This window comes from Enterobacter sp. A103 (assembly GCF_034427535.1).
GTDB lineage: Bacteria > Pseudomonadota > Gammaproteobacteria > Enterobacterales > Enterobacteriaceae > Enterobacter > Enterobacter asburiae_B.
In genome coordinates this window covers 1,072,669-1,091,668 of the sequence record NZ_JAXQPQ010000001.1, presented here as the reverse complement: position 1 = coordinate 1,091,668, position 19,000 = coordinate 1,072,669, and the positions used below count along the sequence as shown (strand labels likewise).

Annotated in this window: 15 protein-coding genes and 2 tRNA genes; 8 read left to right on the top strand and 9 right to left on the bottom strand. The window is 56.5% G+C overall.

Going from position 1 to position 19,000, the window contains the following annotated elements; genetic code table 11:
* Positions 1–70 precede the first annotated feature (70 nt).
* Entirely contained in the window at positions 71–1,507 is a 1,437-nt protein-coding gene (gene sbcB, locus SPH27_RS05265; RefSeq protein ID WP_370650855.1) for an exodeoxyribonuclease I, read from the bottom strand.
* A 198-nt stretch (positions 1,508–1,705) separates the two neighbouring features.
* On the opposite strand from sbcB, the gene dacD reads away from it, so the two are divergent.
* From dacD to SPH27_RS05245, 4 genes are all read left to right on the top strand, one after another.
* Positions 1,706–2,872 carry a serine-type D-Ala-D-Ala carboxypeptidase DacD gene (gene dacD, locus SPH27_RS05260; protein WP_032658759.1) on the top strand — a complete coding sequence of 389 codons (1,167 nt, stop codon included), beginning with the start codon at positions 1,706–1,708 and terminating at the stop codon, positions 2,870–2,872.
* A gap of 119 nt (positions 2,873–2,991) precedes the next feature.
* Positions 2,992–3,465, top strand: a complete 474-nt coding sequence (gene sbmC / locus SPH27_RS05255) for a DNA gyrase inhibitor SbmC (RefSeq protein ID WP_033145946.1) — start codon at positions 2,992–2,994, stop codon at positions 3,463–3,465.
* Positions 3,466–3,557: 92 nt separating this feature from the next.
* On the top strand, positions 3,558–4,616 hold the full coding sequence (locus tag SPH27_RS05250) for an FUSC family protein (protein ID WP_023312358.1): 1,059 nt from the start codon (positions 3,558–3,560) through the stop codon (positions 4,614–4,616).
* Between the two features lie 158 nt (positions 4,617–4,774).
* Positions 4,775–5,110 carry a DUF496 family protein gene (locus tag SPH27_RS05245; protein ID WP_008499467.1) on the top strand — a complete coding sequence of 112 codons (336 nt, stop codon included), beginning with the start codon at positions 4,775–4,777 and terminating at the stop codon, positions 5,108–5,110.
* 47 nt (positions 5,111–5,157) lie between these two features.
* Here the strand turns inward: SPH27_RS05245 and SPH27_RS05240 are convergent, their stop codons facing one another.
* On the bottom strand, positions 5,158–5,493 hold the full coding sequence (locus SPH27_RS05240; RefSeq protein ID WP_182073026.1) for a gamma-glutamylcyclotransferase family protein: 336 nt from the start codon (positions 5,491–5,493) through the stop codon (positions 5,158–5,160).
* 53 nt (positions 5,494–5,546) lie between these two features.
* A tRNA-Asn gene (locus SPH27_RS05235) sits at positions 5,547–5,622 on the bottom strand.
* 161 nt (positions 5,623–5,783) lie between these two features.
* On the opposite strand from SPH27_RS05235, the gene emmdR reads away from it, so the two are divergent.
* A complete protein-coding gene (emmdR, locus tag SPH27_RS05230) occupies positions 5,784–7,238 on the top strand; it encodes a multidrug efflux MATE transporter EmmdR (protein WP_182073027.1) in 1,455 nt (484 codons plus the stop codon).
* A 103-nt stretch (positions 7,239–7,341) separates the two neighbouring features.
* Positions 7,342–7,417 (top strand) — tRNA-Asn (locus tag SPH27_RS05225).
* 144 nt (positions 7,418–7,561) lie between these two features.
* Here the strand turns inward: SPH27_RS05225 and SPH27_RS05220 are convergent.
* From SPH27_RS05220 to shiA, 3 genes are all read right to left on the bottom strand, one after another.
* Entirely contained in the window at positions 7,562–9,334 is a 1,773-nt protein-coding gene (locus SPH27_RS05220) for an aminopeptidase P family protein (protein ID WP_182073009.1), read from the bottom strand.
* A gap of 18 nt (positions 9,335–9,352) precedes the next feature.
* Entirely contained in the window at positions 9,353–10,807 is a 1,455-nt protein-coding gene (locus tag SPH27_RS05215) for an AMP nucleosidase (RefSeq protein WP_048976440.1), read from the bottom strand.
* 73 nt (positions 10,808–10,880) lie between these two features.
* Positions 10,881–12,194, bottom strand: coding sequence for a shikimate transporter (shiA, locus tag SPH27_RS05210; protein WP_045887841.1), 1,314 nt, complete (start codon positions 12,192–12,194; stop codon positions 10,881–10,883).
* A 255-nt stretch (positions 12,195–12,449) separates the two neighbouring features.
* Between shiA and pagP the strand changes: the two genes are divergently transcribed.
* Positions 12,450–13,025 (top strand): lipid IV(A) palmitoyltransferase PagP, encoded by a 576-nt coding sequence (gene pagP / locus SPH27_RS05205; RefSeq protein ID WP_033145939.1) that lies wholly within the window; start codon positions 12,450–12,452, stop codon positions 13,023–13,025.
* Here pagP and SPH27_RS05200 read toward each other — a convergent pair.
* From SPH27_RS05200 to SPH27_RS05190, 3 genes are read right to left on the bottom strand one after another with little or no spacing between them, the layout of a single operon-like run.
* Positions 13,022–13,987 (bottom strand): acyltransferase, encoded by a 966-nt coding sequence (locus SPH27_RS05200; RefSeq protein ID WP_167819429.1) that lies wholly within the window; start codon positions 13,985–13,987, stop codon positions 13,022–13,024. The two genes, pagP and SPH27_RS05200, sit on opposite strands and share 4 nt — an antisense overlap.
* Positions 13,984–17,046, bottom strand: coding sequence for an efflux RND transporter permease subunit (locus SPH27_RS05195; RefSeq protein ID WP_182073011.1), 3,063 nt, complete (start codon positions 17,044–17,046; stop codon positions 13,984–13,986). Before SPH27_RS05195 ends, SPH27_RS05200 begins: the two co-directional genes overlap by 4 nt.
* Positions 17,046–18,131, bottom strand: coding sequence for an efflux RND transporter periplasmic adaptor subunit (locus SPH27_RS05190; RefSeq protein WP_182073012.1), 1,086 nt, complete (start codon positions 18,129–18,131; stop codon positions 17,046–17,048). The genes SPH27_RS05195 and SPH27_RS05190 overlap by 1 nt, the downstream gene beginning before the upstream one ends.
* Positions 18,132–18,527: 396 nt before the next feature.
* Between SPH27_RS05190 and SPH27_RS05185 the strand changes: the two genes are divergently transcribed.
* Positions 18,528–18,959 carry a universal stress protein gene (locus tag SPH27_RS05185; RefSeq protein WP_048976427.1) on the top strand — a complete coding sequence of 144 codons (432 nt, stop codon included), beginning with the start codon at positions 18,528–18,530 and terminating at the stop codon, positions 18,957–18,959.
* The last annotated feature ends 41 nt before the right edge of the window (positions 18,960–19,000 follow it).

The following is a 19,000-nucleotide window of genomic DNA, read 5'->3' as shown; positions in this document are numbered from 1 at the left end:
CCCGTTGGCCTGTGCCAGCGGGCAAAAAAAAGCCGGAGACATCGCCTCCGGCTTTTTTTATACCCCTCGCTCAGACAATCTCTTGAGCGTACTGGAACAGGGATTTCAACAGCGCCTGTTTCTCAGCATTCCCCTCATACTGGCCATAAAGCATTTCCAGCTCCTGGGCATAGCTATTAAGGAACTCAGGGGTAAAGACATTGCGACGATGCTGCAGCCAGCGATCCTGCTCTGCCTCGTCCAGCGTGCCGGGGAAATTACGTGCGCGGTAGTTAAACATCAGCTTTTCGATGCGTTTATCGGCGAAAGTAATATCCAGCGCCGGTAAGTTACGCGGCTCGGTTTGCAGAACGATATTCATCGCCGCGCGGTCGGCATCGCTGAAGAAGCCGTTGTAGAGCTGGGCATCCACGTTTTCAGACGGCACGAACGGCTCCGCCTCGGCAAAGATAGCAACTACTTTCTCGCGCACCTGCGGGTTATCGCGCAGCACTTTCAGGTTATCGAGGCAGCGCTGACGGTTAATGCCCAGTCTGTCCGCATCTTCCGGGCGCAGCGTATTCGCCTGCGCGAGTACCGGACATTTATTGATATGCACCAGTTTGACCGGCACCGCGGGCAGATCGCCGAGTTCATTTTTCGGGGTATAGAGCCGTTCGCGCAGGGTATCGCTGTCGAGCTCCAGCAGCGGCGAAATATCGCCGGCTAAATCCACCATGATGACCGCATTACGGTTGTCCGGATGCCAGGCCAGCGGGGCGACCCAGCTGGTATTACCGCGCCAGGCGCCAAACATGCCGGAGATATGCACCAGGGGTTTCATCTGCGGTACGTCGATAAGGGTCATCAGCTTCTGCTTGCTTCGGTGGCTCAGCAGATACTCAAACAGCCGGGGCTGCGCGTTTTTCACCAGCTTCGCCATGGCAATGGTGGCATAGACGTCCGCCATCGCGTCGTGGGCATTGCTGTGCTCGATGCCGTTGGCGCGCGTCAGGTGTTCCAGCCGGAAGCTGGTCAACCCTTCCTCATTTTCCGGCCAGTTAATGCCTTCAGGACGCAGGGCATAACAGGCGCGCATGATGTCGAGCAAATCCCAGCGTGAATTGCGGTTCTGCCAGCTCCAGGCATAGGGATCGTAGAAGTTGCGATAGAAGATGTTGCGCGTTACTTCGTCATCGAAGCGGATGTTGTTGTAACCGACCACGCAGGTATTGGGAACGGTAAACAGATCGTGGATGCGTCGGGCGAATTCTGCCTCGTTAACGCCTTTCTCGCGCGCTTCCTGAGGCGTGATCCCGGTGACCATGACCGCCCCGGGCTGCGGCAGGTAGTCATCAGCCGGTTTGCAGTAAAAGACCTCAGGCTCGCCAATAATGTTGAATTCGTCGTCGGTACGGATGGCGGCAAACTGCGCCGGTCGGTCCAGCGCCGGGTGTGTGCCAAAGGTTTCGTAGTCATGGAATAAAAAAGTCGGGCGAGCGGCAGAGTCAGACACCAGTAATACCATCCTGTTAAAAAATGACGTCACTATGGTAAACGATCGTGCGGTTCAGACCGAATAAAAAGCACCGCCGTCGAGCAAATTTGCGCGCCAGCTTCAGAGAAAAATCTGTGCTCTGTCACATTTTTTTGCAATTAAGCCAGGTAACGACATCAGAACTCCCGTAAAAAGGTCATCGATTTTTAATGACCTGAGGATATACCGTTGAAACGCCGTCTGTTTATTGCTGTTTCTTTACTCGCTTCGAGTGTCTCATCTGCTTTTGCGGCCGAACCACTGGATTTTTCGCCGCAGCCTCCGGCCATTCAGGCTGGCTCCTGGGTGCTGATGGACTACACGACTGGTCAGATCTTAACGGCGGGCAACGAACATCAACAACGTAATCCGGCGAGCCTGACCAAGCTGATGACGGGGTATGTGGTTGATCGGGCCATTGATAGCCATCGCATTACGCCGGACGATATTGTCACCGTCGGGCGTGACGCGTGGGCAAAAGGCAACCCGGTTTTTGACGGCTCATCGCTGATGTTCCTGAAAGAGGGCGATCGCGTCTCCGTGCGTGATTTAAGCCGCGGTCTGATTGTCGATTCCGGCAACGACGCCTGCGTGGCGCTGGCCGATCACGTGGCGGGCGGTCAGCCGCAGTTTGTGAAGATGATGAACGACTACGTGCAGAAGCTGAACCTGCGCGATACGCACTTTGAAACCGTCCACGGGCTGGACGCGCCGGGCCAGCACAGCTCGGCCTATGACCTGGCCGTACTCTCCCGGGCCATCATTCACGGCGAGCCTGAGTTTTATCATATGTACAGCGAAAAGAGCCTGACCTGGAACGGGATCACCCAGCAAAACCGTAACGGCCTGCTGTGGGATAAAACCATGAACGTGGACGGGCTTAAAACGGGGCACACCTCGGGGGCGGGCTTTAACCTGATTGCGTCCGCCGTTGACGGCCAGCGCCGTTTAATCGCGGTGGTGATGGGGGCGGACAGCCCGAAAGGCCGTGAGGACCAGGCCCGAAAACTGCTGCACTGGGGGCAGCAGAACTTCGATACGGTGCAAATCCTGCATAGCGGTAAAAAAGTGGGGACAGAGCGTATCTGGTACGGCGATAAGGAGCAGGTGAAACTGGGCACCGACCAGGACTTCTGGCTGGCCTTGCCGAAAGCGGAAGTGCCGAACATCAAAGCCAAATACGTGCTGGATAAAAAAGAGCTGGAAGCGCCGATTGCTGCGCATCAGCGGGTCGGGGAGATCCAGCTCTATGACCGTGACAAGGTGGTGGCGCACTGGCCGCTGGTGACGCTGGAAGCCGTTGATAAGGGCGGACTGTTCTCTCGCATGAGCGATTATCTCCACCACACGCTTTAACCGCTGATGGGCAGACTGGCAGGGTTGCGAGTCTGCTCACATAATAAACACTCCTCGTTTGCCGATAATAGTAATCCAGCTTTATAGTGTATAAATATACAGTAATAAATGGAGGCAGCATGGACTACAGCATCAAGCAGCAACAGAAACGTAAGATTGCCGGTTTTCATTTGGTCGGACCGTGGGAACAAACGGTTAAACAGGGCTTTGAACAGCTGGTGATGTGGGTGGACGGGCGCCACATTGAGCCGCTGGAGTGGGTTGCGGTCTACTACGATAACCCCGATGAGGTCCCGGCAGAAAAACTGCGCTGCGATACGGCCGTTACGGTGCCGGACGATTTCGTTATTCCGGAAAACAGCGAAGGCGTCATGATGACGGAAATCGCGGCCGGGGATTATGCCGTGGCGACGGCGCGCGTGGAAAACTACGACTTTGCCACGCCGTGGTATCAGTTCTTCAACTCTCTGCTGCAGGACAATAAGTACCAGATGGCGCTTAAACCCTGCTTCGAACGCTATCTCAATGACGGCAATGCAGACGGCTACTGGGATATCGAAATGTATATCGCGGTAGAGCATAAAACGGCTTAAGCCTGCTAAATGAAGGGTTTTTCAGCCGGGAGCGATCCGCCCGGCTGAAAACACAGTACAATTGTGATTTGCCGTGTAGCTGGAGAGCGGGTGTGCGTCCCGACAAATCATTAACCCCTTTTGAAATTCGCTTGTACAAACATTACCGCGTGGTGCACGGGTGCCGCATCGCGCTGGCGTTCGTATTGACGTTTGTACTGGTCCGTTTGCTTGATGTTCCGGAAGGGACGTGGCCGCTGATCACCCTGGTGGTGGTGATGGGGCCCATCTCGTTTTGGGGGAACGTTGTTCCGCGCGCCTTTGAGCGAATTGGCGGGACGGTTTTAGGCTCGGCCCTTGGGCTTATTGCCCTGAAGCTGGAACTCATCTCATTTCCCGTGATGCTGGCATGGTGCGGGGCCGCCATGTTCCTGTGCGGCTGGCTGGCGTTGGGCAAAAGACCGTATCAGGCCTTGCTGATTGGGATTACTCTCGCGGTGGTTGTCGGTGCGCCCGCCGGGGATATGACCACCGCGCTGTGGCGAAGCGGGGATGTCATTCTGGGGTCACTGCTGGCCATGCTCTTCACCGGCATCTGGCCGCAGCGCGCTTTTCTGCACTGGCGTATTCAGATGGCGAACTACGTCACCGCCTTTAACCGCGTCTATCAGGCCGGTTTTTCTCCTAATCTGGTCGAGCGTCCCCGGCTGGAAAAGCATCTGCAAACGATCCTCAACGACGTGGTCAAAATGCGCGGCCTGATCACGCCCGCCAGCAAAGAAACCCATATTCAGAAATCGATTTTCGAAGCCATCCAGACGGTAAGCCGCAATCTGGTCTGCATGCTTGAACTGCAAATCAACGCCCACTGGGCCTCGCGTCCCAGCCATCTGTTGATGCTTAACGCGCAGACTCTCAAAGAGACCCAGCAGATGACGCAGCAAACGCTGTTGACCATTGCCCATGCGCTCTATGAAGGGAACCCGCAGCCGATACTGGCCAACAGTGAGCGGCTGAATGAGATCGTCGCGGAGCTGAAGCAGTTAATCAATGAACGCCAGAGCGATAACGTGGCGGAAACGCCTATTCATGGCTACGTCTGGCTGAGCATGGAACTGGCGCGGCAGCTTGAGCTGTTATCGCACCTTATTTGCCGGGCGCTGCGCAAATAAAAGGCGTATGTGACGGCTGCTGCTTCGATTCAGCAGCAATTGGGGTTATGATAGCTTTAAACGATATACTCATTGTCATTCGCAGCCGCTGTCAGTAAGGTTATTGTTACAACGGTTGCCTTAACGAATCCGAATCTCACATTATCAGGGGTGTAAAAATGGAAACTACCAAGCCTTCGTTCCAGGATGTTCTGGAATTCGTCCGCCTGTTCCGCCGCAAAAACAAGCTGCAGCGTGAAATCCAGGACGTTGAGAAGAAGATCCGTGACAACCAGAAACGTGTTCTGCTCCTCGACAACCTGAGCGACTACATCAAGCCAGGTATGAGCGTTGAAGCTATTCAGGGCATTATCGCCAGCATGAAGAGCGACTATGAAGACCGCGTTGATGACTACATCATCAAAAACGCTGAGCTGTCCAAAGAGCGTCGTGACATCTCTAAAAAGCTGAAAGTGATGGGCGAAATCAAAAACGGCGAAGCAAAAAGCGAGTAATCGCAGCGAATAGTGAAAAAGGCTCTCTGGTGACAGAGAGCCTTTTTTTATGGTTCAGAACGCGGCTGTAGCTGATAAATCCAGGCCTGAACCTGCTTGCCTTCAAGGGTGGTCACCGTGACCTCAACCCGATCGTAGCCGTCTTCAAATTCGTCCAGCATTTGCCAGTGCGCGGCAAGGTTATCAGAGATAAACAGATAGCCTTCGACGCGGGGGCCGTCAGGGTGGAGCACAATTCCCGGGAAGTCCGCCGCGGCGCCCCAGCCGCGTTCGTAAAACGTGCCGGATACGGAACCGGCCAGCCAATCGCCGCCGATGTCTTCAAGAATATGCGCATTAGCGTGGCCCGGGCGCAGCGTGCCGTAGACAAACAGAGCGTTCATTTTCCCTCATCCGCAAAGCAAAAAGCCTGCTTTAAAAGCAGGCTTTTTAAATTTGGCTCCTCTGACTGGACTCGAACCAGTGACATACGGATTAACAGTCCGCCGTTCTACCGACTGAACTACAGAGGAATCGTTGTGGAGGCTTATCTTAGCGGCGAAAAAACTTTTGTCAAACCTGATCTTAGGGAAAATCGACTGATTGCTGATTCTGTCGTCAGTTTGTTGTAAATCCACACATCTTTTTCTGGAAAATACTTTGCAGGATTAGCATTTGTCCCCCATCATTTGAAATGGAGTTTCAACTTTTCTCGCTAAGGTCCATTTTGAACGTCACTGCCTCCTTACGCCAGGCGATAACGCGCACGCCATGGTATGCAAAACGTAAAAGCTATCGTGTCCTGTTCTGGCGTGAAATCACCCCCCTTGCCGTGCCTATCTTCCTGGAAAATACCTGCGTTCTGCTGATGGGGGTTTTGAGCACCTTCCTGGTGAGCTGGCTGGGAAAAGAGGCGATGGCTGGGGTTGGGCTGGCGGACAGCTTTAACATGGTGGTGATCTCGTTCTTTGCCGCCATAGATCTCGGGACGACGGTGGTGGTGGCCTTTAGCCTCGGCAAGCTTGATCCCAAACGTGCACGCGAGGCGGCCCGCCAGTCGCTGATGATCATGACCATTTTTTCGATCGTTCTGGCGGCGGTGATCCACTATTTCGGTAAAGAGATTATCGACTTTGTCGCCGGGGAGGCCACTAACGAGGTTAAAGACCTGGCGCTGACCTACCTGGAAATGACCGTCTTAAGCTATCCGGCGGCGGCCATTGCGCTGATTGGCAGCGGTGCGCTGCGCGGGGCGGGCAACACCAAAATTCCGCTGCTGATCAACGGCGGGATGAATATCCTGAATATCATTATCAGCAGCGTGCTGATCTACGGCGTGTTCTCGTGGGAGGGGCTGGGGTTCGTCGGTGCCGGACTGGGGTTAACCATTTCACGCTATATCGGTGCGGTAGCCATCATTGGGGTGCTGATGGCGGGGATTACCCCTTCGCTGCGTCTGACGCTAAAAAGCTATTTCCGCCCCTTTAATTTCGCCATTATCTGGGAAGTGATGGGGATCGGCATTCCCGCGAGCATAGAATCGGTGTTGTTCAACGGCGGGAAGCTGCTCACGCAGATGTTTGTCGCCGGGATGGGGACCGACGTTATCGCCGGTAACTTTATCGCCTTTTCTATTGCCTCGCTGATTAACCTGCCGGGTAACGCGCTGGGTTCGGCATCGACCATCATTACGGGTAAACGGCTCGGGAAGGGGCAGATAGGCCAGGCGGAGCGGCAGCTGCGGCACGTCTTCTGGCTGTCAACCATTGGGCTGACGCTGATCGCCTGGGGAACCGCGCCGTTTGCCGGGCTGATGGCCTCGTTCTATACCCACGAAGATGACGTTAAAGAGGTCGTTAAGATCCTCATCTGGCTCAACGCGGCCTTTATGCCCATCTGGGCGGCCTCATGGGTATTACCCGCCGGGCTGAAGGGGGCGCGCGATGCCCGCTTTGCGATGTGGGTATCGATGCTCGGCATGTGGGGATGTCGCGTTGTCGCGGGGTATACGCTCGGGGTGATGCTCGGATGGGGTGTGGTCGGCGTCTGGCTGGGGATGTTCCTCGACTGGGCCGTGCGGGGCGCGCTGTTCTACTGGCGGATGGTCAGCGGACGCTGGCTGTGGAAATATTCGCGAAAAAATGCCTGACAATTGCGCGAAGTGGAGAATAATTCGGCAAACGATCGGAAATGTGCATTCTGCCTTTGACATCCCGGGGGAGCATCGATAATATGCGCCCCGTTCACACGATTCCTCTGTAGTTCAGTCGGTAGAACGGCGGACTGTTAATCCGTATGTCACTGGTTCGAGTCCAGTCAGAGGAGCCAAATTTGAAAAGCCTGCTTTTAAAGCAGGCTTTTTGCTTTTCTGCGCAAGGTAAATGCAAAACGGCAACCTTGTTGCCGTTTTTAGTGTTTGCACCCTCTCCCGCGGGAGAGGGCTGGGGTGAGGGCACCAGCCCGCACAATGCACTATCGACCCAAACCAATCGGCGCCGTCGCCTCAACCAGCCACTCACGCGCTTCGCTATTCACCAGAGGTGAGAGCGCCTCGCGTACCTGCCGGTGATACGCATCCAGCCACTGCTTTTCCTGCTCGCTCAGCAGATGCAGCTCAACCTGACTTAAGTCGATCGGGATCAGCGTCAGCGAGGCAAATTTGCAGAAACCCGGACGGCTCTCCACAATCTCCACCTGGTTTTCAATACGAATACCGTGGCTGTCGCCCAGATAGTAGCCTGGCTCGATAGTCATGATATTGCCCGCCACCAGCGGCCACGGGTTAACCTTTTTGGCGATGCGATGCGGGTTCTCGTGGATCAGCAGCTGGTGCCCCACGCCGTGTCCCGTGCCGTGATCGTAATCCAGCCCCATCTCCCACAGCGGGCGACGCGCAAACGCATCCAGCTGATGCCCCTGAGTCCCGGAAGGGAACTGCAGGGTAATGAGCGACAGGAAGCCTCTCAGCACGGCAGTGTAGTGCAGGCGCTGCTGCGGATCGACGTTACCCCACGCCAGCGTGCGCGTGGCATCGGTGGTGCCGTTAGCATACTGGCCGCCGGAATCGTTCAGGTAAAAATGGTCATGGCCGATGGGCTTATTGCTGGCCTCGCTCGAATGGTAGTGGCACATCGCCGCATTGCTCGAAGAGGCGGAGATGGTCGCAAAACTCTGCTCGATGAACCCGGGCTGCTGTTGACGGAACGCAAGCTGCTGCGTCTGCGCGTCCAGCTCGGTGAGCGGTTGTCCTGCCGCCTCGCGCAGCGGCACTTCGCGGCTCAGCCAGGCGAGGAAGTTGACCCACGCGGCCCCGTCCCGGTGATGGCACTCGCGATAACCTGCCAGCTCGACCGGGTTTTTAGTCGCTTTCATCAGGGTGATGGGGTCGGTCCGCCAGACAATTTCTCCCCGTGGTTCAACGGCGAAGCGCAGGGCAACCGGCGCGGAATCGGCATCAATCATCACCCGTTTGCCTACGGCAATCTGCTGGCAGCGTTCAATAAAGGTATCCTGCGGCGCAATGGTGAACGCATTGCGCACACCGTCAGGCAGGGCGCTGAGCTTATTGTCGTTAACAAACCACTCAACGTGACCGTCACGACCAAGAAGGGCAAAGGAGAGCGGTACCGGGCTGTAAGGGATATCCGCACCGCGGACGTTTAACAGCCAGGCGATGTTATCCGGCAGTGTGACGGCGAGATAATCCACATTGTTTGCGGCCAGCACGGCGGCGACGCGCTGACGTTTGTCCGCGCTGCGTTCGCCGCTGTGTTCAACCGGCATCTCACGGATAAGCCCCGCCGGTGCGGCTGGGCGATCGGTCCATAGCGTGTCAAACGGCGAGACCTTCAGCGGCACCAGCTCGCACGGCGTGGCTGACAGTTGCTCAAACTCCGCGTTGGTCATCAGCAGCGCGTCAAAACCGATGCGCGTTCCTGCCTCAACGTTTTCTGCCAGCCATTCCGCCAGCGGCTCGTTGTGCAGGTGGTGGATCTCAACCTCATCCGTATTGACCTGAACGCGCGCCTGAACCTGATAGCGCCCGTCGACGAACAGCAGCGCTTTGTTTTTCAGCACCAGCGCCACGCCGGCCGAACCGTCAAAGCCCGTCAGCCAGGCCAGCTTTTCGTCGTAAGGCGCGCAGTATTCGCTCTGCCAGGCATCCGCCCGCGGGACGATCATCCCGTCGAGATGGCTGGCCTCAAGCCAGTGGCGCAGGGCAGAGAGCGGTGATGTGCTGGACATTGTTTTTCCTTATCGTGATTAGCGGAACGGCGGCTCGTTGAAGGTGCGCAGCTTGCGGGAATGGAGCCTGTCACCTTCAGCCCGCAGCAAATCAATGGCGCGAATACCAATCTGCAGATGCTCGGAGATTGCCCCTTCGTAGAAACGGTTGGCCTGGCCCGGCAGCTTAATTTCACCGTGCAGCGGCTTATCGGAGACGCACAGCAGCGTGCCGTAAGGGACGCGGAAGCGATACCCCTGCGCGGCAATGGTGGCGCTCTCCATATCGATCGCCACCGCGCGGCTCAGGTTGAACCGCAGCGCGGAGGCGGAGTAGCGCAGCTCCCAGTTGCGGTCATCCGTTGTGACGACCGTACCGGTGCGCAGGCGCTGTTTAACCTCTTCGCCCGGCATGCCGCTGACCTCTTTGGTGGCGTCATACAGCGCGCGCTGTACTTCGGCGATGCTCGGGATTGGGATATCCGGCGGCAGCACCGCATCAAGCACGTGGTCATCGCGCAGATAGGCGTGGGCCAGCACGTAGTCGCCAATCAGCTGGCTTTCGCGCAGGCCGCCGCAGTGGCCAATCATCAGCCAAACGTCCGGGCGCAGTACCGCCAGATGGTCGCAGATGGTCTTGGCATTTGACGGGCCAACGCCAATGTTAATCAGCGTGATGCCCTGACCGTCTGCGGTGATAAGGTGCCAGGCGGGCATCTGGTGCTTTTTCCACGCCAGGTCGGAAATGGCCTGCTCGGGCGCTTCGGTTTCAGCGGTGATCCAGATCCCGCCCGCGCAGGACAGCGCGATGTACGGGCTCTCCGGGTCGAGGATCTGGCTGCAGCCCCAGCGGACAAACTCGTCGACGTAGCGGGTGTAGTTGGTAAAGAGCACGAACGGCTGGAAATGTTCGACTGGCGTACCGGTGTAGTGGCGCAGACGCGCCAGGGAGAAATCGACCCGTCGGGCATCAAAATGCGACAGGGGAGAAAATTCTGCCGGGTGATAAATCCCGTCGGCCGTCTCATCGCCAATCTGTGAAAGTTCCGTCGTCGGGAAGTGGCGGGTCAGCCCCGCGCTCATGGAGCGGTCAAGGGTTAACGCCGAACCGTCAATCACGTACGGATACGGGATCTCATGCTGCGAGGGCTCAACGGCAATGTGCGCGCCGTAATCCTGGTACAGCAGCGTGAGTTGTTCTTCAAGATACGGTCGGAACAGCGCGGGGCGGGTGACGGTGGTGCTGTAGCAGCCGGAGTGGGTAAAGCGCGCGTAGGCGCGGGTTTTGGGATTACTGCTGGCGCTGCCGTCCCAGGTCACAGAGAGCGATGGATAAACAAAAAGGCCCTCGGTTCTGGCCTTTTGGTCGGGAAGTTTCCCTGTTTCGATATATTCGCTGATGGCGCCGCGCAGCGCGTTGACGGACTGTTCATACAGCGCGTCGAGTTTTTCCAGCGCCTGAGCCGGGGTCAGGCTGGAGCCCTTATTATTCATCTCTGTCTCCTTGTTCCACAGGTGTGCGACTCTACCCGATAGTATGTCACACGCCTGTGAAACAAAAGGGAGATCAGCCGTGGCTCGTCTCTTTCATCAGCAGCGCCGTCGCCGCCGACAGCAGGCAGCCGGCCAGCAGATAAATCGCCACGCTGTGCCAGTTGCCGCCGGAGAAGGTCACCAGCGCGGCGGCAATAAACGGCGTAAATCCGCCACCGACCACGCTTGCGACCTGATAGCCCACGCCCGCGCCGCTGTAGCGGTAGCTTGCGCCAAACAGTTCGGTGAACATCGGCTGCTGCACGCAGACCACCATATCGTGAGCGATGTTGGCGAGCATGATGGCGAAGAAGACAATCCAGAAGATCGACTGCGCCTCGAGCGCCATAAAGAACGGCCAGGCGCTGAGGGTGCCAATCAGCGCCCCGGTGATGTAAACGCGACGGCGGCCAAACCTGTCCGCCAGCCAGGCGAAGCAGGGGATTGTCAGGCAGCTGATCCCGCCGACCAGCAGGCCAATATTCAGGAACAGCTCGCGCGGCAGACCAAGGTTTTGCGTCGAGTAGTTCAGCGCAAACGCGGTGACGATATACATCGTCAGCAGTTCGCACAGGCGCAGGGCGATAATTTTCAGAAAAGCGCCAGGGTGCCGGACGAGGGCTTCCATGACCGGAAGACGTCTGTTCGTGGCCGGTTTTTCCTGCTGCTTTTCAAACTCAGCCGACTCCTCCATCCCGTTACGGATCCACAGCGCGGCGATGACCAGCACGATGCTGAAGATGAACGGAATACGCCAGCCCCAGCTCAGGAACTGCTCGTCGGTGGTGAGCTGGCTGATTAGCGATACCAGCCCGGTGGAAAGCAGAAGGCCCACGCCGTACCCGACCTGTACGCCGCTGCTGTAAAACGCTTTCTTATTTTTCGGCGCGCTCTCTACGGACAGCAGCGCCGCACCGCCCCATTCGCCGCCTACGGCGAAGCCCTGGATGGCGCGCAGGGTGACCAGCAGTACCGGTGCCCACCAGCCAATGGTGGAAAACGAAGGGAGAATACCAATCAGCGCGGTGGCGATCCCCATCATCCAGACGGTGAGCATCAGCATGCGCTTGCGGCCCAGGCGGTCGCCGAAGTGGCCGAAGATCACACCGCCCAGCGGGCGAAACAGAAAGCCGACGCCGAAGGTGGCAAACGCGGCAAGCGTGCCCATCGCAGGGCTGACCTGGGGAAAAAACTCGCGGTTAAACACCAGGGCGGCAGTGATGCCGTAAAGCAGAAAATCATACCAGTCGACGACGGCACCCGCGAAGCTGCCTAAGGCTGCGCGGCGGGCACGATTGAGCGAAGGTGTCTCCTCGTTGGGACGATCGGAGATGAGGGTGGAGTCCATAGTTGTCCTGTCCGTACTGATTTTTAATTATTGGTATAAGAAAAGGTCACTCACATAGCGGCCGTCATATAAACGGAACCTATGAGACTACCGCGACAGAACGCCTGAGAAAACGTTTTTATCTTTCCGGATGGTGCTGAATAAATAAATTTCATCCCCGCCTGCATCGAGATAATTGTGTCTTCTGGCTCCGTTAAAGGCTGAATGGTTTACAGTAATAGTGACCGCTGCGTAAGTTAAGCTGAGGGAATAACGATGCAACGCACCTTTTCGGCATTCTGGATGGTCCTGTTTTTATTCGTCGCACCGCTTCATGCGGAGCCCAACGTCTATGGTGAACAGCGTATCAGCGGCTGGTGGAATGCGCTGACGGATGATATTTCGCAAACCTGGGAAGAGCCCCAACGTTACGACCTGTACCTGCCGTTTCTGAGCTGGCACGCTCGCTTTATGTACGACAAAGAAAAAACCGACAATTACAATGAAATGCCGTGGGGCGGCGGGCTGGGCGTTTCCCGCTATAACGAAGAGGGCAACTGGAGCGCGCTGTTCGCAATGATGTTCAAGGACTCGCACAACGAATGGCAGCCCGCGATGGGCTATGGCTGGGAGAAGGGCTGGTATCTGGATGATGCCAAAGATTTCCGTCTTGGGCTCGGTGCCGCGGCGGGCATCACGGCGCGAGATGATTTTGCAAACTATGTCCCGCTACCGTTTATCTTCCCGCTGTTTTCCGCCGGGTATAAGCGCGTTACCGTCCAGTTCACCTATATTCCCGGAACCTATAACAACGGCAACGTGCTCTTTGCCTGGCTGCGCTTGGGCTTCTAAAGGGTGATCACCTTTTTTGCCACGGCGTTAGACAATACCAGCATGGAGAACAGAACTGAGGTGACGAAGGTGAGCACAATCAGCGCCAGCTTCATACCGAGAGAGGTCACCGGTATCAGCGCCGTCAGCAGATGAAACACCGAGTAGTGCACAATATACACGCCGGTCATCGTTTTGCTGATGGCGGCCAGAATGGACTCCTTAAATTCAGCATTGCGGCGAAAGCGCACGCCGTTCGCCGCAATCACCAGCGCGATGATCAAAATGTAAATCTGCGAGCCGGTGAGAATAAAGGCGTTTCTGTCCGCCTTGAACAGCGCGAAGAAGAAGTGGCGCTCGTAAAACCAGGTGAAGAGGTAGATAAACGGGATGGCGACGACCGCCGCCCTGACGACATTTTTGCGGCTAATCCACTCGGCAATTTTCGGGTCGCAAAAGAGTTGCCCCGTCAGATAAAACAGCAGCCACGTCCACAGCCGATACTGCGGCGAAAGAGAAAGGACGTGCGTTCCAGGATAGAGCGCCGACAGCAGATCGTATCCGTAGGAAAAGAGCAGCAGGGCGGCAATCGCGCCGCAGAACAGCCCTCGCCGCTGGCTGAGCCACTCCACCGCCGGGTGGAAGGTGTAAATCACCACAAACGCAAACACGAACCAGGGCTGGATTAAATAGCCGCGCTGATAGGGCTCCCACAGGTAGTAGATCGTTATCCAGAACAGAAAAACAATCACCAGACTTTTAATTTTACCCAGCTGCCAGCGGGTGCCGTGCCGTGATTGTCCGTCGAGATAGCCCGCAACGACAAAAAACAGCGGTGTGGCGATGGTCGAAATAAAGGTTAAAAACCCCAGGATCCAGTGATAGTCATAATCATAATGATCCCAGGTGTTGTAGATGGTAAAGAAGGTCACCGCCGTCATACAGCCCAGCGTCTTGATAATGTTCAGCCCTGTCGCATTCATTGTTGTTTGGCTTCGTCCTTACGATGGAAACACGCATAGATCACGGGGAGTACCAGCAGCGTCAGGATTGTAGCAAACCCCAGTCCAAACATAATCACAACGGCCATGCTCTGGAAGAAAACGTCCAGCAGCAGCGGAGCCAGGCCAAGTACGGTCGTAAACGCGGTGAGCAGGATGGGGCGCAGACGCGAGGTCGCGGCGTACACGATCGCGCTGTGCTGATCCTGTTGCGTTTTCTGCTGTTCGATCTCTTCCACCAGCACGATGCCGTTGCGGATGAGCATTCCGCTCAGGCTCAGCAGACCAATCAGCGCCATAAAGCCAAAGGGAATGCCGGTAAGTAAAAATCCCGGCGTCACGCCAATCAGCGCCAGCGGTACGGTCAGCCAGATAGCGACCGCATTTTTTACCGAGCTGAACATCAGCACTGTAATGACAAACATCACCAGATACCCGAGAGGTAGCGTAGTGAATAGCCCCTGCTGCGCTTCGCTGGAGTTTTCCGCGTCGCCCCCCCACTCGATGCTGTAGCCGTGTGGCAGGGGAAGGGCATCTACTTGCGGCTTCACCCGGGCGAGAATGTCCCCGGAGGTTTGCTGGCTCAGCGGGTCCGGGTCCGTCTGCACCGTCAGCACCCGCGAGCGGTCGCGTCGAAGGATGAGCGGATCTTCCCACTCCAGCGAGAAGCGGCTGACGACGTTACTCAGCGGGATATACTGCTGCCGCGTCTGGCTCCAGACCAGCACGTTGTTCAGGTGACTGGCGTCCAGCCGTTCGCTCTCAGGCGGGCGCACCACGACCGGAAGCAGGTCACTGCCTTCCCGGTACAGCCCCGCCCGGCTGCCGGAGAAGTTCATCTCCAGCGCGTTATCAACGTCCTGCTTATCTACGCCAAGCTCGCGGCCAAGGGCGGCAACGTACTGTGGGCGGATCACCTTGCTGCGGTTTTGCCAGTCGTTCCTGACGCTGCCCGTGGCCGGGTCGCGCGTGAGGATATCGTCCACCTGGCTGGCAATCAGGCGCAGCCGGTCAGGGTCCGGGCCTTTAATGCGCACCTCAATGGCGCTGTCGCCGGAGGGGCCAAACATCACGCGTTTGGTGCTGGCGTTGACCTGCGGATAGTTTCGCGCGATGTACTCGTCCACGTGGCGCGTCAGGGCGGAGATGTTGCGCTGGTCGTCCATGCGCACCATGATCTGCGCATAGTTGCTGTACTGGCGCTGTCCGCTGTAGGTCAGAATAAAGCGCATACTTCCCTGACCAATGGTTGAGACGGTGGTCTCCACGCCAGGCTGGCCGTTAATGGTTTTTTCGATATCGCTGGTCATTTTCTCAGTCCACTTGATATCGGTACCGTAGGGTAACCACAGGTCGACAAAGAAAATGGGCGTATTAGACGACGGGAAAAAGTTTTGCCGTACGGCGCCGAAGCCCCAGACAGACGCTGCCAGCAGCGCAGCCATCACAATGAGCGTCGGTGCCTTATGGTGCAACAGCGTGTTAAGCAGGCGCTGGTAGGCGCGGTAGAGTCGTTTATCGTAAGGGTCTGATTCGTCGGTTTTATCGGGCGCGCTGTCGTTTTTAAACAACCACCACTTAATCAGCACCGGGGTGAGGGTGAGCGCCGAAAACCAGCTCAGCATCAGGGAAATCAGCAGCACCTGGAACAGGGATTTACAGTATTCCCCGGTGGAATCCTGCGACAGCCCGATAGGGGCAAACGCCAGGATGGCAATCACCGTCGCCCCCAGCAACGGCAGGGCGGAGCGGCGGATGATGTAGTTTACGGCGGTTAACAGCGGGGAGCCCTGCTGTCGGGCAATCAGCACCCCTTCGACAATCACGATGGCGTTATCCACCAGCATGCTGAGGGCGATAATCAGCGCCCCAAGCGAGATGCGCTGTAGCTCAATGCCACACAGATACATAATCAGCAGCGTGCCCAGCACGTTAAGGGCGAGAGAAACCGCAATGATGATCCCGCTGCGTACGCCCATAAAGATCAGCAGCACGCCGATGACAATCGCCAGCGCCATCAGGAAGTTAATAATAAAACCGTTAACGGAATGGCCCACTTCAGCGGCCTGATCGTAAAACAGGTCTATCCGTATGCCTGCCGGTTTTTCCGCCGACATCTGGTTTAGCTTCGCCTCCAGCGCGTGGCCCACGTCGATCACGTTCACCCCGGGAATAAACGAGACGCCCATGGTGACGGCTTTTTTGCCGTTGGCATGGTAGATACTGGCTGGCGATTCGTTCAGCCCGCGCGACAGCGTGGCGATATCCCGCAGACGCGTCGCCGCCCCGGTGCCGGAAGGCGTGATGATGAGATCCGCCAGTTCATCAAGATTCCCGAACTCGCCGGTCGGGTGCAGGCGAATGGATTCGGTGCCGGAGGTGATTTCTCCTGCGCTGGAAACAACGTTAAGTCTGCTGAGCAGGGCGGAAAGCTGGTTCAGCGTAATGCCGCGCGCGGCCATTTTGCTCAGGGAGATATCAATGTTGACCTGCTGGCTAATCGCCCCACCGATGGCGACCTTCGCAACCCCCGGGACCAGAATTAACTCGCGGCGAAGCTGCTCCGCGTATCTCACCAGTTCAGGGTTACTGAATTCATTCCCGGAAATGGCGAAGAAGAAGCCGAACACGTCGCCGAAATCGTCATTTACAAAGGGCGTGACGACGCCGGGCGGGAACTGACGCGAGGCATCGCCCACGCGGCGGCGCAGTTCATCCCAAATCTGCGGCAGCTCGTTCGAGTGATAGCGTGACGCGATGTTAACGGTGATTTGCGACAGACCGTTTGACGAGATAGAGCTGACGTTATCCAGATAAGGCAGCTGCTGCAGGGCATTCTCCAGCGGAAGCGTTACCTCCTCTTCAACCTGCTGAGCGGATGCGCCGGGGTAGTGGGTGACCACCACAGCGGTTTTGATGGTAAAGGCGGGATCTTCCAGCCTGCCGATATTCAACAGGGCGAAAATCCCCCCGATGCCCAGCAGCAGGATCGTTAGCCAGACGCGAACAGGGTTATTAATAAATTGACGAGAGATATCCATTACAGGCCCCGTTCACGCGTCCAGATACGCACCGGCTGGTTAGCATGGAGCTCCCCAACGCCCGCGGCCACCACGCGCTCGCCCGCCTTAAGCCCGCTGGTGATCACCACGCCTTCGGTGCTCACTTGCCCCACGCTGACCTTGCGGTCTTCAAGATGGAGCGCGTCGCCTTCGCCCGTTACGACCCAGACGTGCGGTTCATTGCGCGGGCTGTTGTCCGGGTTAAAAACTGCCTCAACCGGGACGACCAGCGCCTGAGCGTCCGCGCCCGCCGGGAGGTTGGTTAAATTGATGGTCACCGTACCGCTTACGCCACCGACGGCGGGAAAATCATCTGGCCGCGGCATGGTGAGTATCACCTGCCAGGTCAGGGTATTGCTGTCGCTGCTGCCTGAGTGCTCTTTGTAGACGGCGGTAAATTCCCGATCCGGAATGGCGTTAATTCGCACCACGGGGCGATACTGCGCGTTGCGGATATCAAAGGTCTTAAACAGGTTTTCGGGGATACTGAACACCACGTCAAGCAGGTCGGTGCGGGTTAACGTGGCAATGGGCTGTCCGGGGGACACCACCTGATGGTTTCGGACATGTACGCTGGCCACCGTCCCGCTGAAGGGGGCGACGAGCGTCATCTGATTCAGCTCTTCCCGGGCAATCTGCAGCGCCGCATTCGCCGAATCGCGGTTCGCACGCTGCACGTCCATTTCCGCTTTCGAAATCGCCTGCCGGCCCGCCAGCGTCTGGAAGCGATCGAACTGCCTCTGGGCCAGCGTCGCCGCCGTTTGTCTGTCGTTAACCCGCTGCTGGGCTTCACGGGCGTTCAGTCTGGCAAGCTGTTGCCCCTGCTTGATGGCTGCGCCCTGACGCACATCGAGCGCTTCAATTTGTCCTGCGCGCTTGAAGGAAAGGTCTGTGGCATCGCCCGATTCAATGCGGGCGGGGAAAACGCGCTGCTGGGCGTGACCGGGAACCGTCACCTCCGCCACTTTTACCATCCTGGGAAGGGGAGAGGCTTGCTTCGGTTTCGGGTCGCACGCCGTGAGCGTTAACAAAACGAACGGTAAAAGAGAGAGGTAGCGGTTCACTGTATTCCCCTAATAAATAACTGTTTTATTTATTCCATAACCTGGACAGGGGTGACACTATTCTGCCAGAACAGTGACGACCATATAGGTAAATAAACCAATCGCCGTGCTGGCGATAATGGCAAGCGCAATAAACATACCCAGACGGATCAGGCTTAAACCATACATACATTCCTCCATGAGCCGGAAGCGGTAGCTGACTATGAGCATAGTCGGCGAAAAGATAAATGTTAAATAACCATTATCAGTGGGGAAGCGCTAAACCTGATATTCCTGTGCTACGTTTAATGTTAATCATCTTTTTTTACCGTAACTGGCATTAAGGGCAACCCCCTGCATTTAATGCGTTTTTTTGCTTCATTCACTCTCGTGTTGGTTATAAAAAGGATGCTCGATATGTATAAAAACATTCTCGTTCCGGTGGATGTCTACGAGACAAGCCTGGCGGATAAAGCGTTGCAGCATGCACAGTTTCTGGCGCAAAGCGCATTGGGTGACATTCATTTGCTGCACGTCATGCCCAAATTTTCAGCCGAACTGACGCGTGGGTTTATTTCAGATGCGCGCAAAATGGATGAATATATGATTAATAATTCGAAAGAAAAGCTGTCTGACCTGGTCAAAAAAGTAAATTTGCCAGAAGAGCGTGTTCATCTCCACGTCCGTAGCGGGAATGTTCGTGATGAGGTTATTAAGCTGGCGGATGAACTTGCCGTCGGCGCGATTATTGTCGGCTCGCGAAATCCAAATATTCAAACCCATTTGTTAGGATCGGAGGCGGCAAGTATTGTTCGTTACGCACATGTTCCTGTTTTCGTTATTCGTTAATTACATAAAAGCAAGGTGATTTCTGAATAGAACCTGAGGAA

What these genes read in the sequence shown, in the direction of transcription:
- sbcB (WP_370650855.1), bottom strand. Translation starts at nt 1,507, where the DNA reads ATGGTATTACTGGTGTCTGACTCTGCCGCTCGCCCGACTTTTTTATTC.
- sbmC (WP_033145946.1), top strand. Translation starts at nt 2,992, where the DNA reads ATGGACTACAGCATCAAGCAGCAACAGAAACGTAAGATTGCCGGTTTT.
- SPH27_RS05245 (WP_008499467.1), top strand. Translation starts at nt 4,775, where the DNA reads ATGGAAACTACCAAGCCTTCGTTCCAGGATGTTCTGGAATTCGTCCGC.
- SPH27_RS05240 (WP_182073026.1), bottom strand. Translation starts at nt 5,493, where the DNA reads ATGAACGCTCTGTTTGTCTACGGCACGCTGCGCCCGGGCCACGCTAAT.
- emmdR (WP_182073027.1), top strand. Translation starts at nt 5,784, where the DNA reads ATGGAGTTTCAACTTTTCTCGCTAAGGTCCATTTTGAACGTCACTGCC.
- SPH27_RS05220 (WP_182073009.1), bottom strand. Translation starts at nt 9,334, where the DNA reads ATGTCCAGCACATCACCGCTCTCTGCCCTGCGCCACTGGCTTGAGGCC.
- SPH27_RS05215 (WP_048976440.1), bottom strand. Translation starts at nt 10,807, where the DNA reads ATGAATAATAAGGGCTCCAGCCTGACCCCGGCTCAGGCGCTGGAAAAA.
- shiA (WP_045887841.1), bottom strand. Translation starts at nt 12,194, where the DNA reads ATGGACTCCACCCTCATCTCCGATCGTCCCAACGAGGAGACACCTTCG.
- pagP (WP_033145939.1), top strand. Translation starts at nt 12,450, where the DNA reads ATGCAACGCACCTTTTCGGCATTCTGGATGGTCCTGTTTTTATTCGTC.
- SPH27_RS05200 (WP_167819429.1), bottom strand. Translation starts at nt 13,987, where the DNA reads ATGAATGCGACAGGGCTGAACATTATCAAGACGCTGGGCTGTATGACG.
- SPH27_RS05195 (WP_182073011.1), bottom strand. Translation starts at nt 17,046, where the DNA reads ATGGATATCTCTCGTCAATTTATTAATAACCCTGTTCGCGTCTGGCTA.
- SPH27_RS05185 (WP_048976427.1), top strand. Translation starts at nt 18,528, where the DNA reads ATGTATAAAAACATTCTCGTTCCGGTGGATGTCTACGAGACAAGCCTG.